The following is a 14,224-nucleotide window of genomic DNA, read 5'->3' on the forward strand; positions in this document are numbered from 1 at the left end:
TCTATTAGTGTGATTAAACGGTCTTCTCCTCGAGCATTAATAACAGAATAAGAGCCCGTGCTCGACCTGCATAAGTGGATCTTTATATGAGCAAACTGTCATTCTTAACGACCCAAACGACTCGGCGACAATTGCTAGAGTATTCTGGTAAGTCCGCCATTGGGGCGGCCCTTTTTTCGACGTTGAGTGCATTACCTTTTACTAAAAAGGCGTTAGCCAAAGAAGTGAATGCCCTCAATCATTCTGAGTATAAACACAGTGCCTGTCTGGTGAACTGCGGCAGCCGTTGTGCTCTGAGAGTCAGAGTTGACAATGGCCGCATTGTGCAGGTGGAGCCGGAAGAACCGATTAATGATGACGTCTTTGGTGAGCATCAAATACGTCCATGTTTGCGTGGTCGTTCCAATAAGTATCGGGTTTATAATCCGGACCGTTTGAAGTATCCCATGAAACGTATTGGTAAGCGCGGTGAAGGTAAATTTAAGCGCATTTCTTGGGATGAAGCGACCAAAATGATTGCTTCTGAATTGGATAGAATTGGGACCAAGTATGGTAATGAAGCCATTTATTACCAATATGCAACGGGTGCTTACTATCACACGCAAGGCAGCTCGGCTTGGAAGCGATTGCTCAATCTTACCGGTGGCTATCTGCAATACTTCAATACTTATTCGAACGCGCAGATTGTTAAAGCAACCCCGTATACGTATGGCAAGTACGAAGGTTCAATGTTTTGGCAAGTCGCCCATTCAGATTTGGTCGTGTTATTTGGACTCAATGTTTCAGAAACTCGTATGTCCGGTGGTGGCCAAGTTGAAGAAATGCGCCGAGCGCTCGAAAAATCCCATGCACGAGTCATTATTATTGACCCTCGTTACACCGATTCTGTTGTGGCAGAACATGCTGAATGGCTTCCAATTCGTCCGTCTGCTGACGCCGCTCTTGTCGCCGGATTAGTACATACCATGCTGGTTGAGAACCTCATTAAAGAAGAAGAGGTCGATAAGTATGCCGTTGGGTTTACTCAGCGTACCTTACCCGCGTCTGCGGCTAAGAATGGCAGTTATCAAGATTATGTGCTGGGTAATGGTGATGATGGTATCGAAAAGACCGCAAGCTGGGCCTCGGATATTACTGGCATTCCTACTGTTCGCATTCAACAATTGGCGCGTGAGATTTGCAGCGCGAAAGCGGCCTTTATTTGCCAAGGCTGGGGGCCACAACGTCATGGTAATGGCGAACAAACGGCTCGTGCGATCCAGATCTTACCGATTATTGCCAACCAATTTGGCCGACTAGGCACCAATAATGGCAACTGGCCGGAAGCCGTTGCCTATAACGTGCCTTATTTACCGACCGGTGACAATGCGGTGGATATCAAAATCCCACTCTATTCGTGGACCGATGCGATTGCTCATCCCGAGTCGATCACTGATAAAACCCACGATTTACAGGGGGCCGAAAAGCTCAATGTCGGCATAAAAATGATCATTAACCAAGCTGGGAATGTTTTAGCGAATCAGCACGGTGATTTGATACGGACGCGACGTATTCTAGAAGATGATACCCAGTGTGAAACCATCGTAGTGATTGATAATCATATGACGGCGACAGCGAAGTTTGCCGATATTTTGCTGCCAGAAACCACGTATTTAGAGGCCAGCGATCTCGTGGGCAATAGCTACGCTTCTGGGTCGAATCAATACATGATTTCGATGGAGAACACCATCACACCGTTATGGGAATGCCGCAGCACCTATGATATTTGTGCGGACATCGCTGAGCACTTGGGCGTCAAACAGGCGTTTACCGAAGGGCGCACTCAAGCGGATTGGATGGAATATAATTACAATATCGTTCGTAAAGAGCGCCCACATTTACCGCCATTCAAAGAAGTCCGTGGGACGGGCATCATTGATCAATTTCGCTCACCAGAGGCCGATAAACCTGTGATGGCGGATTTCTACCGCGATCCCGCGGCACACCCTCTTACCACGCCTTCAGGAAAAGTGGAAATCTATTCAGCCGCGTTACAAAACCTGCAAGATACATGGATTCTACCAAAAGGGGACCGTATTCCCGCCATCCCAGAATTTTTGATGGTACCGGATACGCCTTGGGATAAATCCTTAGCCAAAAAATACCCGTTACAACTGACTGGATTTCATACTAAAGGCCATACCCATTCCACGTATGCCAGTGTGGCCATACTCAAAGAGGCGGTCCCGAATCAAGTGTGGCTCAATCCTTTGGATGCTCAGGAGCGCGGTATTGGCAATAATGATTTAGTCAAAATTTATAACGATCGAGGAACCGTCATGATAGAAGCCAAAGTCACCCACCGTATCTTGCCTGGCGTGGCTGCCATGCCGGAAGGTGCTTGGTCTGTGGTCAAAAATGGGATCGACATTGGCGGCTGTATTAATTCGATTACCAGCCATCGTTTGTCACCGTTGGCAAAAGGCAACCCACAACACACAAATATGGTAGAGATTGAGAAGGCGTAGGAATATGAAGCAATTAGGATTTTATATCGACACCTCACGTTGCTCGGGCTGTAAAACCTGTCAGGTGAGTTGCAAAGACAGAAACGACCTCGATGTCGGTCGCAAATTCCGCCGTGTGTATGAATTCGGTGGTGGGTCATGGCAAAAAGACGGCAATGCATGGCAACACAATACGTTCTCTTACTATGCGTCTGTTGCTTGTAACCATTGTGATAAACCGACGTGTGTCGAAGGCTGTCCAACGAGGGCGATGCATAAGCGAGAAGAAGATGGCATCGTGTTGGTTGACCAAGATTTATGCATCGGATGTCGCTATTGTGAGATGCGCTGCCCGTATGGCGCCCCACAATTCGATGAAGAGAAAGGGGTCATGTCGAAGTGCGATTTTTGTTTGTCGCGCTTGCAAGCTGGATTGAATCCTGCCTGTGTCGATTCATGCCCGCAACGGGCGATTGAGTATGGCCCTATTGATGAATTACGTGCCAAATACGGCACATGTGCCGACATCGCACCGCTTCCTAGCGCTGCGTTTACAGAACCTAATTTGGTTATCAAGCCGCATCCCAATTCGCTTTCTAACCAAGATCAACAGTCTGGGAGTTTACAAAACCCTAAGGAAGTGAAGCATGCATGAATTACCTCTCGTCTTTTTCACTGTACTCGCGCAAGCGTCGGTCGGTTTGCTATTGATTGGCGCAATCAATCAATGGGTGAATAAGCCAGTTAAGTCAGTTAACGTGTCCTTACAATTGACCTTGGTGGCATTGCTCTTGGTTTGTCTCGCCGGTGTTTGTGCGATTTTCCACTTAGGCAAACCGTTCCGAGCCATTAATGCGTTATTTGGTGTGGGGCGTTCTCCGATGAGTAACGAGATTTTTGTCTGTGGCATTTATGGTGGATTACTGGCGCTGAATTTAGCATTACTACAATGGCGGGCGAAACTCACGTTGTGGATTACTGTCTCACGTATCGCAGCCGTGATCGCGGGGATTGCACTGGTCATTTTGATCCCGAAAGTGTATACCCTTGAGACTATCGCTCCATGGGACACCTCATTTACCGCGCTACAAATGGTATTAGCGGCGTTGACCATCGGTGGGGCGCTGGCGCTTATTTGGTTGCCTAATCGCATGAACATTATTATTACAAGTGTGGCGGTGATTGCGGGGCTGTTAAGTACCCCTAGCTATCTCGTGTACCTCAGTACCACGGTTCCTGAGATCTTGCAGCAAAGTGTCATGTTTTTTGATGTGAAATTCGCACTTTATGGCATTGCACTGGTGACTGCGGTCATTGGTTATAAGACCCAACGCTTACCGGTTGCTATTGGTGCCAGTTGCGTGTTTATCATTGCTGAGCTTGCAGGGCGGATTGCGTTTTATAATATGTGGTCGATCACCATGTGAGACGAATTATCGCGATGACAAAGGCTCCTGTTTAGGAGCCTTTTTTATGCTTGCTCAGCATGCGAGCGCGCGTTACACGATTAACCCTAGTTTTTGTCTGTGTTCTATTGCGCTAACTTGCGCTATGCTGCGCCGCGAAATTAACATTGAGCTCTGGATTTACGCTCCAGCCCGCTAAATAGGAAATAACATGACAAAATACGTTGTATGCGCTTTGTACAAATTTGTACGCCTTGAAGACTATGTCGAGTTGCGTGAGCCATTAATGGCCGTAATGGAGCAGCATGAGATTCGTGGTACCTTGCTACTGGCGAATGAAGGCATTAATGGTACGGTTGCTGCGCCTCGCGAGAGCATTGACGCACTGCTCGCTTGGTTTAAACAAGATGCGCGTTTAGCGGATATTGTGTACAAGGAATCGTTCGACACCGAGCAGCCTTTCCAGCGCACTAAAGTAAAATTGAAAAAAGAAATTGTGACGCTTGGCGTTGAGGGTATCGATCCTCGTCACGTCGTCGGGACTTACGTCAAACCGACAGAATGGAACGAGGTGATTTCTGATCCTGACGTGCTGGTGATTGATACGCGTAATGATTACGAAATTGAAATTGGCACGTTTAAAAACGCCGTGAATCCAAAAACGGAAACGTTCCGTGAATTGCCCGAATACGTTGCACAAAACTTGGATCCCGCCAAGCATAAAAAAGTCGCGATGTTCTGTACCGGGGGGATCCGCTGCGAAAAATCAACGGCGTATTTAAAAGAGCAAGGCTTTGATGAGGTGTACCACCTTGAAGGGGGCATCTTAAAATACTTAGAAGAAGTGCCACAAGAAGAAAGCCTATGGGAAGGTGATTGCTATGTCTTTGATGGACGTGTTGCCGTTAATCACGCTTTAGAAAAAAGTGATTACGATATGTGTAACGCATGTCGGATGCCAATTACAGCTCAAGATCGAGCTTCAGAGGCATTTGAGCAAGGTGTTAGCTGTCCGAAATGTATCGATAAGCATACAGAAGAGCAGAAGAGCCGTTTTCGCGAGCGTGAGAAACAAGTGCAGCTGGCCCGTCAGCGTGGCGAAGATCATATCGGTGGTGATGCAGATAAAATCATTGAGCAGCGCCGTCTCGATAAACTGAAGTTTAAAGAGCAGCAGCGTAAAGCGACCCAGTAAAGCCTAGCTTAACGGGCGCTCAGCGAGAATCCTCTTGTTATCATACAAGAGGATTTTTTTTGTTCTTAATTGATAGTCGTGAGCATACGATGGCGACGAGCGTGCAAACGGCTCAGCTTTTTACCCTCATCCCAGCAATCAGAGATTCCGCCTTTGTGCACACTTTTTCGCCCTATTTCCTGTATGGTGAGTCTATAACGGCACGTTGAAAACACGGCCGCTACATATACCACTTATTGGTTTATAGTGACTTGTGAGGAAATTTGCGTGTTTGATATTGCCTATCGTTTGGTGAGGAGCAAAGAATCGATCTTGACGATCCTCATTCCTTCAATCTTGTATTTGCTTGTGTATCATGAAGTTGGGCTTATCTATGCTATCGTTGGGTGTGCAATTTATGGCATTGCCGTGACACTGGTGCACCGTCAGTTAGGTATGATTTCTTTGGCATTCGCGCTCTCAGGGATCATTGAGCTTATGATTATTGCGTTGCTCCCACCCAATGCGGTGGTCGAGGCTATCCAATATAAGGTGGCACTCAGTGCAGTCAGTACGGCAGGCGTGTTTTTCTTTTTTGCCTTAGCGAGAAAGCCGATTCCGATGCTCATTGCGGAAATATCGTGTCCCGAGCTTCAGAGAAAACGATTACTCACTGGGTCTCCGAGCTTGAATAGATGGCAACAGGTCAATAGTGTTTGGTTAGTGGGCTATTTATTAAAGAGTGTGCTTTTTTTAACCCATACACAGCTATCACAGCAGCAGTTAGTGACTTATACCTTGCTGTCCGGCTGGCCGTTATATGCAGTGTTAATTTTTGCCTCGGTCTGGATCATTAGACGCTGCCATCCTATTCAGGAGTGTGGTTAGCGTGTTGCTTAGAGGACTCGGCATTTGAAAAGTACACAAGAGATACGGTAGGGTAATCTTACATACATAAACCGATGAATAGGAAACCGACATGCCAATGAACAATGACGTGCAGCAAAAGAGTCAAAATGTGGTATACGAAGTAGAGGGAATTCTCTATGAAGGTTTTTGGAGTCAGGTGGATGATGATGCTCCGCTTATTTTGCTGGTCCATGCTTGGGGCGGTTTAACTGAGTATGAAAAGACACGAGCGTCTATGCTCAGTGAACTGGGTTACAATGTGTTTGCGCTTGATTTATTCGGGCAAGGTGTTCGCCCTACGGAGCTGGAAGACAAACGTCAGCATATGCAGGTTTTATACCGCAATCGCGATAAGCTTCGTTTACTCATGGAAGCGGGTAAAAAGACCGCCGGAGAACTTGGCGGTCATCTAGATAATATGGTCTTGATGGGGTACTGCTTTGGTGGTGCGGCCGTTTTAGAGTCAGCAAGAGCAGGGATGCAAGCGCGAGGCTTTGCTTCTTTCCATGGTGCGCTTGCGACACCGGACGACCAAGATTACTCGCTAACCACCGCACCGATCCTTATTTTCCATGGTTGTGAAGATACGATCGTGCCAATGAGTGATGTAGAACAGTTGACTCAGCAACTTGAGTCTCACCACGTCCCTCATGAAATCATTACCTACGGGGGCGCGCCTCATGCGTTTACTGTCTTTGATACAGAAAACTACCATCCAGATGCGGATGAACAATCTTGGCACCGCTTTATTGATTTCTTAGCTGAGCGTACTCAGTAAGTCATATGAGAAGGAATACAACGCCATCAGCTGGCGTTGTATGTCCACTAGAGACACGCAGTGCTCCAATGGCAGTGCTTAATCATCAAGATAAACCACCAGTAAATCAGCCTTGACGTTATTGACCAGTTTTGGCGCGGAACTGAACATACGGCTCATCAAAGAATGATGGTGACCACAGACGACGAGATCAAAGTCTTGATGTTCCACTAACCCCTCGATTTTCATATGTAAATCGCCCAATACCACTAAGGTCTCAGTGATAGGATAATCACAAGATTCAGCCAAATCTTGCAATTTTTGGGTCAAACGTTTTTCTTCTTCTTTTTCCTTAACAACGTGGTTTTCATCGACGAAAACGATCGAGAGTTGACTGTTCGTTGGTCTTGCTTGGGCTATGGCTTTATCGACCAGTTTTTTGCTGGCATCGGATAAGTCTACGGCCACAAGGATGTGTTGATAGCTCATGTTGTAGTCTCCTTTAAGAAGATGGACCAGTTTTCAGTCTATCAGCTAAGCACAGGAATACTGTGCTTAATCGTTTGTTTTTCACACGTTTTTGCAAAAAAATAACGAACAGTGGTAATGTTGTACGCGTTGCATATAAGCGGGGTTAAGCTATAGTGAGGTCGCGCTATACGGGCCACATCCAGACGAAATGAGCGTTATTGCTACCATGTATCGAATAACGGTCAGCCCAGCGGCATTAGGGCGAAAATAGACTACACGGAGAGTTCAATGGACATAAACGTTGCGCTACAAATGCGCATGATAGACGCTGTCGAAACGGTTAAGCACACCAATCCCATGGCTGGCTCTGTCACCAATTCGGTTACGATGAATTTTGTCGCGAATGCGCAATTAGCCATAGGAGGATCCGCGGCCATGGTCTATTTAGCCGATGAAGCGGTCGCGATCGCTCAAGCAGGGGGGGCCTCCTATCTTAACTTTGGTACCTTCGAGCCTTTTTATGCACAAACGTTTCCACAAATGGCGCAAGCGTTGTGTGATGCGCAAAAACCTTGGGTCATCGATCCTGTTGGGATTGGTATTGGTGGTTTACGCACGCAAATACTGGCTGAGTTTAAGGCATATAAACCGAGTATTATTCGGGGTAATGCTTCCGAAATGATTGCGTTGGCCGCATTATGGGAGCTAGATGCTGGGCTTGCCAAAGCCAATGTACGTGGGGTGGATGCTCAGGATACGGTTGAGGAGGCCCGTTTGGCTGCGATTTCATTGGCACGATGGACGGGGGGCGCGGTCGCCGTATCGGGGGAGCGGGATCTGATCACCGATGGCCACTATCTAGTCCGTTCGACGGGCGGATCGCATTTTATGAGTAAAATTACTGGTGCCGGATGTTCATTAGGCGGCGTGATGGCGGTGTATGCGACAGCATCGACACCGTTTGTTGCCGCGGTAACTGGAGCGGCGGTGTATAATCTTGCTGGAGAGCGCGCCGGGAGAGAGGCATCAGGTCCGGCAAGCTTTCAAGAGCGTTTTCTCGACCATTTGTATCAAGCAACCGCGCAGGATATTGCTGCGCAGCCATTAGACATAGAGGAGTTAGTATAGTGAACACATTAATCTCAGTGGCGATCGCGCCGTTTGGTCAAGGAGACGAACTGGCTGAGTATGTCGCGCAAGTTATCGAAGTTATCCGCGAATCTGGCTTGCCTTATCAAATGAATTCTATGTTTACGGAAATTGAAGGGCCTTGGGATGAGGTGATGCAAACGGTAAAAGACGCGACATTTGTCTTGGCTGAGCAAGGTATCCGTACGGAAGTGGTACTCAAAGCGGATATTCGTCCTGGGCGCACGAATACCATGAGCAAAAAAGTCGCGAGCGTTAATCGAATTTTAAATGAGCAAGGGGCAGAAGATGCGAAGTAAATTGGATATTTCGGCGTATTTGGTGATCGGTCCTGAAAATACGGTGGGTCGCTCTGTTGCCGATATTGTCTCGCAAGCCATTAACCAAGGATTTACGTGTGTGCAAATTCGTTCGAAAACCGCTTCGGCGCGCGAGCTGATCGAATTGACGAGGCAAGTGGCAGAGGTGATTGCCATCGCAGAGAAATCTCACTCGGTTGCCTTATTGGTTGATGATCGTCTCGATGTGGTGCTCGCAGCTCGTCACCAAGGCATTAAAGTGGATGGGATTCATGTCGGACAATCGGATATCCCTGTTGAAGTGTGCCGTCATTATCTGGGACCGGATGCCGTTGTGGGGTTATCGGCACGCACTCAAGCGCTGGTGGAGTATGTCCAAGAAACCGATGTCAGTGACATTGATTATTTTGGTGCAGGCCCATTGCATGAAACGGACACAAAACCCGATTGTGGCTTAGATAGTAGTGGGCGAGTTGTCACCCATAGCCTTGACGACCTTGCCACTCTGGCAGCATCCAGTCCTATTCCGGTTGTCGTTGGTGGCGGCGTGAAAAGTGCCGATATTCCGGCATTAGCGCAAACTGGGGTCGATGGTTTTTTTGTCGTCTCTGCCGTGGCCGCTGCTGCGAATCCAAGTACCGCGGCCAAAGAACTCACGACACTGTGGCGAAGTCATACTGGCCGTAACGCACCTTAGTGCTAAAGATAGAGGGAGAAACAAATGAATCGAATTCATCCATCGAAACTGCGGCATAGCAAGTGGACAGCGGTAACGCCTAAAAACAAGGAAAAGCACTTTTTGGTGACTGAGGTTGACTATGATGATGAAGGCAATGTCATCGATTGTGTATTAGAAGCCATTATGACAAAACAGCAATACGCCATTGATTGGCAAGATCTTAAAGATACTCAGGTATGGAAGCAGGGCTGGGTTTGACTGGGAACACTCTTTCTCTGTTAGGTGTGTAAAAAAGGCCTCATCATGAGTAATGCCGATCAGTTAAGAAATTTTTGAGATCATTTGACCGATCTTTAAAAGGCTTCAAAATCCGATATTAGTGATTTAATATCGGATTTTTTTTATGCGTTTTGAAAGTGAATTAGCCACAGCCTTTAAGTCCTGTAATACCTTCCATACTTTTGAAAAGTATGCTGAGTTACTATCGCCAGAGCTTATTCAGCAAGGCTTTAAACAAGCTGGAGTCGCCACGTTGAGAAAGCGCCGACTACCACTCGAAACGGTTCTATGGTCCATCATCGGCATGGCACTATATCGTCAGAAGTCTGTCTGGGATATTGCAACTCAGATGGATATTATGCTGCCAGATAAAAAGCCTTTGGTTGCCCCAAGTGCTTTGGTTCAAGCAAGGCAACGTTTGGGGGCTGATGCCGTAAAAGAGGTATTTAAAGCCGTCGCTCAACACGGCTATGAAACGAATTCGTTTGAGCAATGGGGAGGGCTGAATTTATTCGCCGTTGATGGCGTTGTATGGCGAACTGCAGACACGTTAGAAAATCATCAAGTCTTTGAAACTCAAAGTAATCAACATCGTGAAAATACTTACCCTCAAATTAGAATGGTCTGTCATATGGAGTTGACAAGCCATCAGCTCATTAACAGTGCTTTTTCTGGTTATCGAACGAGTGAAATGGTGCTCGCAGAACAGCTCATTGATAGTACGCCAGATCATTCATTAACCTTGTTCGATAAAGGCTATTACTCATTGGGGTTACTTAACCGATGGTCTCAAACAGGGACAGAGCGGCATTGGCTAATCCCCGCGCGAAAGGACTTAAACTATGAAGTGCTGCATCGGTCGGGAAAAAATGACTATCGTGTTCGCCTGAAAACGACGCCTCAGTCTCGCAAAAAGTTCGATGAGTTACCGGAATTTATCGAGGCTCGTTTAGTGAGTAAAACCATTAAGGGAAAAGAGTATCGAATCCTCACCTCTATGGTCGATGAATTACGTTTCCCGAGCGACGAAATGGTTGAGTTATATCGTTACCGGTGGGAAATAGAACTGGGGTATAGAGAAATGAAGCAGTCTCTGTTAAACAGCCAATATACACTGAGAAGTAAAAGACCGGACATGATAGAGCAAGAGCTATGGGGAGTGTTGCTCTGTTACAACCTCATACGATTAGGGATGACAGCGGCCGCTAAAAAACTGGATAGTGTTTGGCCAAATCAACTCAGTTTTACCAGTTGTTCAATGGCTATCACTCAGTTTTTTGCAACTTTACCGCTGACAAGTCCGGGAAATATCCCAAAACATTATGAGTCCTTATTGGAACAAATGGGCTATTTTAAATTTCCACCAAGGCGAGAAGACCGAACTTACCCAAGGTGGGTAAAACCAAAACCTCGGAAATATCCGTATAAAAAGAAAAATGCCAATCAGCTTAACTGACTGGCATTACTCATCATGAGGCCTTTTTTCACTGAGGATTACTCTTTGAGTGATATCTCAAAGGTGCCTTTGGGTGTAATAGGCAAATATTTCTTATAGAAATTGAGGTAATTTTGCTCAGGGTTAAGATCTTTAAATAGTGATGGATACATCGCTTTAGCAAAGAATTGGAAGGCGCTCGCATCCATGATTGAACGAGAAATGTAGTGGTAAATCCCATAGATACGGTCGTTTTTCACTGCCGGTAAGCTTGACCAACCCATGCGTTGTTTATAGCCTTCAAGGCGCTCACGAGCAACTTTGTGAGAGATACCTTGCCCCATCAAGATGGATTGATCATTTTTACCAAACTCAGTACCACTCAAAATAATGATATCCGGTTTGGAAGAGAGAACCTGCTCAGGGTTGAGGTGGCCCCAGTTTTTGATAAACGGTGCAGAAATATTCTCACCGCCCACCATCATAGCAATCTTACCCCACATATTTTCGCCGAAGGTAAAGCCATACTCTTGTGGGCCTGGGAAGCCGAATTCAATGTACACTTTGGGTTTCGGTAGATTAGCCGACTTGATGCGATTAAGAACTTGCTCAACATCTTTTTTGTAGTCTGCAGCAATGGTATTGGCACGTTCAACTTGGCCTGTCAACTGACCAATGATTTGTGTGCTTTTAACATGGGTCTTGATGGTTTGAGCATTGTAATCCACCACGACAACATGAATGCCTGCGTCTTCTAAGCGATACAACTGGCCTTGCAAGGTCTGATATTGCCACGTCGCCAGTAACAGGACATCAGGTTTTAAACTGATGACTTTTTCCATTGAGAATGTCTGTGTATTCACGTTGCCGACTTCAGGCAATGTGGCTAACGATGGACGATGTTTGACATACATTGCCCAGTTTTTAGGGCGCCATTTTTGCCAAATATCTTTCGACATTCCGACCACGTGATCGAACGATTTTTCACCGCCGATTGCCATGTAATCTTCACCGTAAAACCCAACCACAACACGCTTGGCCGGTAAATCCAGAGTGATTTGACGTCCTAAAACATCGGTGATAGTTTCCGTTTTCGCCATACTTGGCAAGGATAGAAAGAGACATAAAAGAAAGAATAGTTTTTTCATCGAACCGTCTTTTTGTTTGTATTAATAGTAATGATTATCATATTTATTTGTGTATAATGTCGCAACTTATTAATTAGGATTTCGCTGTTAATTTGATACACAGTGTAAAATTTTTGGCATTGAGTCGTTAAGGTAACTTATGCAATCATCTGCGATGTGTGCTGCGATAGAAGCACAACGTGCGAGCGAGAAGAAACGTCAGCACGCCATTATCCTGATTGGTGCACTACTGTGCATCTCATTCATTGGTGACATTGCCTCTGGCCCGTCTATGTTAAACGTGAGCCAAGTGCTTTATGCCGTCGCTAACACTTTAGGCTTTTCCACCAATGTTGATTCCACCACTTATATTATAGTCTCTAACCTACGTATGCCCATTGCGATTATGGCGGTCGTGGTTGGAGGAAGCTTGGGTGTGGGTGGTGCTGAAATGCAGACGTTACTGAATAACCCAATGGCCAGCCCTTATACACTTGGTATGGCTGCCGCTGCTGGCTTTGGTGCCGCGTTGATGCTGTATGTGGGTTCGCTCGGTTTGGAGAGCCAATATGCGATTCCGCTTGGTGCGTTTATCTGCTGTATGCTCTCGGCTTGTTTTCTCTTTACTCTGGCTCGTATGCGCCATATTAGCTCTGGGCAACTGATCCTCGCAGGCATCTCACTGCTGTTTCTTTTTCAGTCTTTGTTGTCTTTGGTCCAGTTTGTGGCGTCTCCGGAATTAAGCCAACAGATTCTCTTCTGGTTATTTGGTAGTTTGTCGAAAGCCTCTTGGAGTAATGTCGCCTTAGTGTCTGTTGTGGTGCTAGGGTGTTTCGCCTTTTTGATGCGTGATGCTTGGAAGTTAACCGCGTTACGTTTAGGTGAGGAGCGAGCGAAGAGTCTCGGCGTTGATGTGACCAAGTTACGTCTGAAAACCTTATTTTTAGTCGCATTGATGACGGCGACGGTAACCAGCTTTGTGGGAATCATTGGCTTTATTGGGATTGTCGCGCCTAACATTGCGCGCATGATCGTCGGTGAAGATCAGCGCTTTTTCTTGCCGCTCTCCTTTTTGGTTGGTAGCTTTTTACTGTCGAGTGCGTCTGTCCTATCAAAAATGATTGTACCGGGAGCGCTTTTCCCAATTGGTATCGTCACGGCCATTATTGGTGTGCCGTTCTTTTTCTGGCTGATTATTGCAGGGAGACGATAAATGCTGCATGTACAGGACTTAAACGTCAAACTTGGCGATCTTACCCTTGCAGAAAATATGAACTTTTCTTTAAACCCAGGGGATATCAACGTACTGATCGGTCCAAATGGCACCGGGAAAAGTACGCTACTGAAAACCTTGTTTGGGGATATCAAATCCCAAAGTGGTGAGATCACGTTTAACCAGCATCGCCTGGATCATGGCAGCTTGGCGGATTGGCGTGAACGGATTGGTTATATGCCTCAAGATATCTGCTTAGATGTCAGTCTCACGGTGGTAGAGGTTGTGTTGTTGGGGCGTTTGGATGCGCTAAGTTGGCGTATTGAAGACCACATGTTGGCCGAAGCCATTCAAGTATTGGATGAGATAGGCTTGGCACATTTGGCGAATAGGGATGTGAGAACATTGAGCGGTGGTCAATGTCAAATGGTACTGTTCGCGCAAGCTGTGTTACGACGCCCTGAGTTTTTGATGTTGGATGAACCAGTTAGTGCATTGGATTTGCATTTTCAGCAGGTCATGCTGGAACACCTTGTGCGAAAAACACGTGAAACCCAGTGGACCTCGGTCATGGTATTGCACGATCTCAATTTGGCGTCTCAGTATGCCGATAAGTTATTGGTGGTCAAAGGCGGTCAAATCGTGGCAATGGGAAGACCTGAGCATATCCTGACGCCTGAGTTGATCAGTGATGTGTATGGTGTTTCCGCGGAAGTGTCATATGATACGCAAGGGGTGCCTTTTGTACGCACACAGCGAGCCTCAGCTTGCGCCGTATAAGACGATAGCCACCATAAGGACTCATGGACTACACTCACTGAACGCTTCGGCTAAATGTCT

General features: G+C 46.5%; 15 protein-coding genes. 13 read left to right on the plus strand and 2 right to left on the minus strand.

Features of this window, described 5'->3' with window-relative positions:
• Positions 1–86 precede the first annotated feature (86 nt).
• From EAE30_RS10570 to EAE30_RS10595, 6 genes are all read left to right on the plus strand, one after another.
• A complete protein-coding gene (locus EAE30_RS10570; protein ID WP_123015877.1) occupies positions 87–2,507 on the plus strand; it encodes a DMSO/selenate family reductase complex A subunit in 2,421 nt (806 codons plus the stop codon).
• 4 nt (positions 2,508–2,511) lie between these two features.
• Positions 2,512–3,141, plus strand: coding sequence for a DMSO/selenate family reductase complex B subunit (locus tag EAE30_RS10575; protein ID WP_123015878.1), 630 nt, complete (start codon positions 2,512–2,514; stop codon positions 3,139–3,141).
• Positions 3,134–3,913: a dimethyl sulfoxide reductase anchor subunit family protein gene (locus tag EAE30_RS10580; RefSeq protein WP_123015879.1), complete on the plus strand. Its 780-nt coding sequence runs from the start codon at positions 3,134–3,136 to the stop codon at positions 3,911–3,913. Before EAE30_RS10575 ends, EAE30_RS10580 begins: the two co-directional genes overlap by 8 nt.
• A 190-nt stretch (positions 3,914–4,103) precedes the next feature.
• A complete protein-coding gene (gene trhO, locus EAE30_RS10585) occupies positions 4,104–5,087 on the plus strand; it encodes an oxygen-dependent tRNA uridine(34) hydroxylase TrhO (RefSeq protein ID WP_123015880.1) in 984 nt (327 codons plus the stop codon).
• A gap of 267 nt (positions 5,088–5,354) precedes the next feature.
• Complete coding sequence (locus EAE30_RS10590) at positions 5,355–5,954, plus strand: hypothetical protein (protein WP_123015881.1); 600 nt, start codon at positions 5,355–5,357, stop codon at positions 5,952–5,954.
• A 91-nt stretch (positions 5,955–6,045) separates the two neighbouring features.
• A complete protein-coding gene (locus EAE30_RS10595) occupies positions 6,046–6,753 on the plus strand; it encodes a dienelactone hydrolase family protein (RefSeq protein ID WP_123015882.1) in 708 nt (235 codons plus the stop codon).
• Between the two features lie 78 nt (positions 6,754–6,831).
• Here the strand turns inward: EAE30_RS10595 and EAE30_RS10600 are convergent, their stop codons facing one another.
• On the minus strand, positions 6,832–7,221 hold the full coding sequence (locus EAE30_RS10600) for a universal stress protein (RefSeq protein ID WP_123015883.1): 390 nt from the start codon (positions 7,219–7,221) through the stop codon (positions 6,832–6,834).
• 270 nt (positions 7,222–7,491) lie between these two features.
• On the opposite strand from EAE30_RS10600, the gene thiM reads away from it, so the two are divergent.
• The 5 genes from thiM (at position 7,492) to EAE30_RS10625 (ending at position 11,065) form a co-directional block, all read left to right on the plus strand.
• On the plus strand, positions 7,492–8,331 hold the full coding sequence (gene thiM / locus EAE30_RS10605) for a hydroxyethylthiazole kinase (protein ID WP_199287090.1): 840 nt from the start codon (positions 7,492–7,494) through the stop codon (positions 8,329–8,331).
• Complete coding sequence (locus EAE30_RS10610) at positions 8,331–8,651, plus strand: MTH1187 family thiamine-binding protein (protein WP_123015884.1); 321 nt, start codon at positions 8,331–8,333, stop codon at positions 8,649–8,651. Before thiM ends, EAE30_RS10610 begins: the two co-directional genes overlap by 1 nt.
• On the plus strand, positions 8,641–9,348 hold the full coding sequence (locus EAE30_RS10615) for a thiamine phosphate synthase (RefSeq protein ID WP_123015885.1): 708 nt from the start codon (positions 8,641–8,643) through the stop codon (positions 9,346–9,348). Before EAE30_RS10610 ends, EAE30_RS10615 begins: the two co-directional genes overlap by 11 nt.
• A gap of 24 nt (positions 9,349–9,372) precedes the next feature.
• Positions 9,373–9,588: a TIGR02450 family Trp-rich protein gene (locus EAE30_RS10620; protein ID WP_123015886.1), complete on the plus strand. Its 216-nt coding sequence runs from the start codon at positions 9,373–9,375 to the stop codon at positions 9,586–9,588.
• Positions 9,589–9,733: 145 nt separating this feature from the next.
• Positions 9,734–11,065 carry an IS4 family transposase gene (locus tag EAE30_RS10625; protein ID WP_123015887.1) on the plus strand — a complete coding sequence of 444 codons (1,332 nt, stop codon included), beginning with the start codon at positions 9,734–9,736 and terminating at the stop codon, positions 11,063–11,065.
• Between the two features lie 38 nt (positions 11,066–11,103).
• Here the strand turns inward: EAE30_RS10625 and EAE30_RS10630 are convergent, their stop codons facing one another.
• The gene (locus tag EAE30_RS10630) at positions 11,104–12,192 is read right to left on the minus strand and encodes an ABC transporter substrate-binding protein (protein ID WP_123015888.1); all 1,089 of its coding nucleotides are present in this window, start codon (positions 12,190–12,192) and stop codon (positions 11,104–11,106) included.
• Between the two features lie 139 nt (positions 12,193–12,331).
• On the opposite strand from EAE30_RS10630, the gene EAE30_RS10635 reads away from it, so the two are divergent.
• Positions 12,332–13,384, plus strand: coding sequence for a FecCD family ABC transporter permease (locus EAE30_RS10635; RefSeq protein WP_123015889.1), 1,053 nt, complete (start codon positions 12,332–12,334; stop codon positions 13,382–13,384).
• Positions 13,385–14,164, plus strand: coding sequence for an ABC transporter ATP-binding protein (locus EAE30_RS10640; RefSeq protein WP_123015890.1), 780 nt, complete (start codon positions 13,385–13,387; stop codon positions 14,162–14,164).
• Positions 14,165–14,224 lie beyond the last annotated feature (60 nt).

It is taken from the genome of Vibrio zhugei (assembly GCF_003716875.1).
Taxonomy (GTDB): Bacteria; Pseudomonadota; Gammaproteobacteria; order Enterobacterales; family Vibrionaceae; genus Vibrio; species Vibrio zhugei.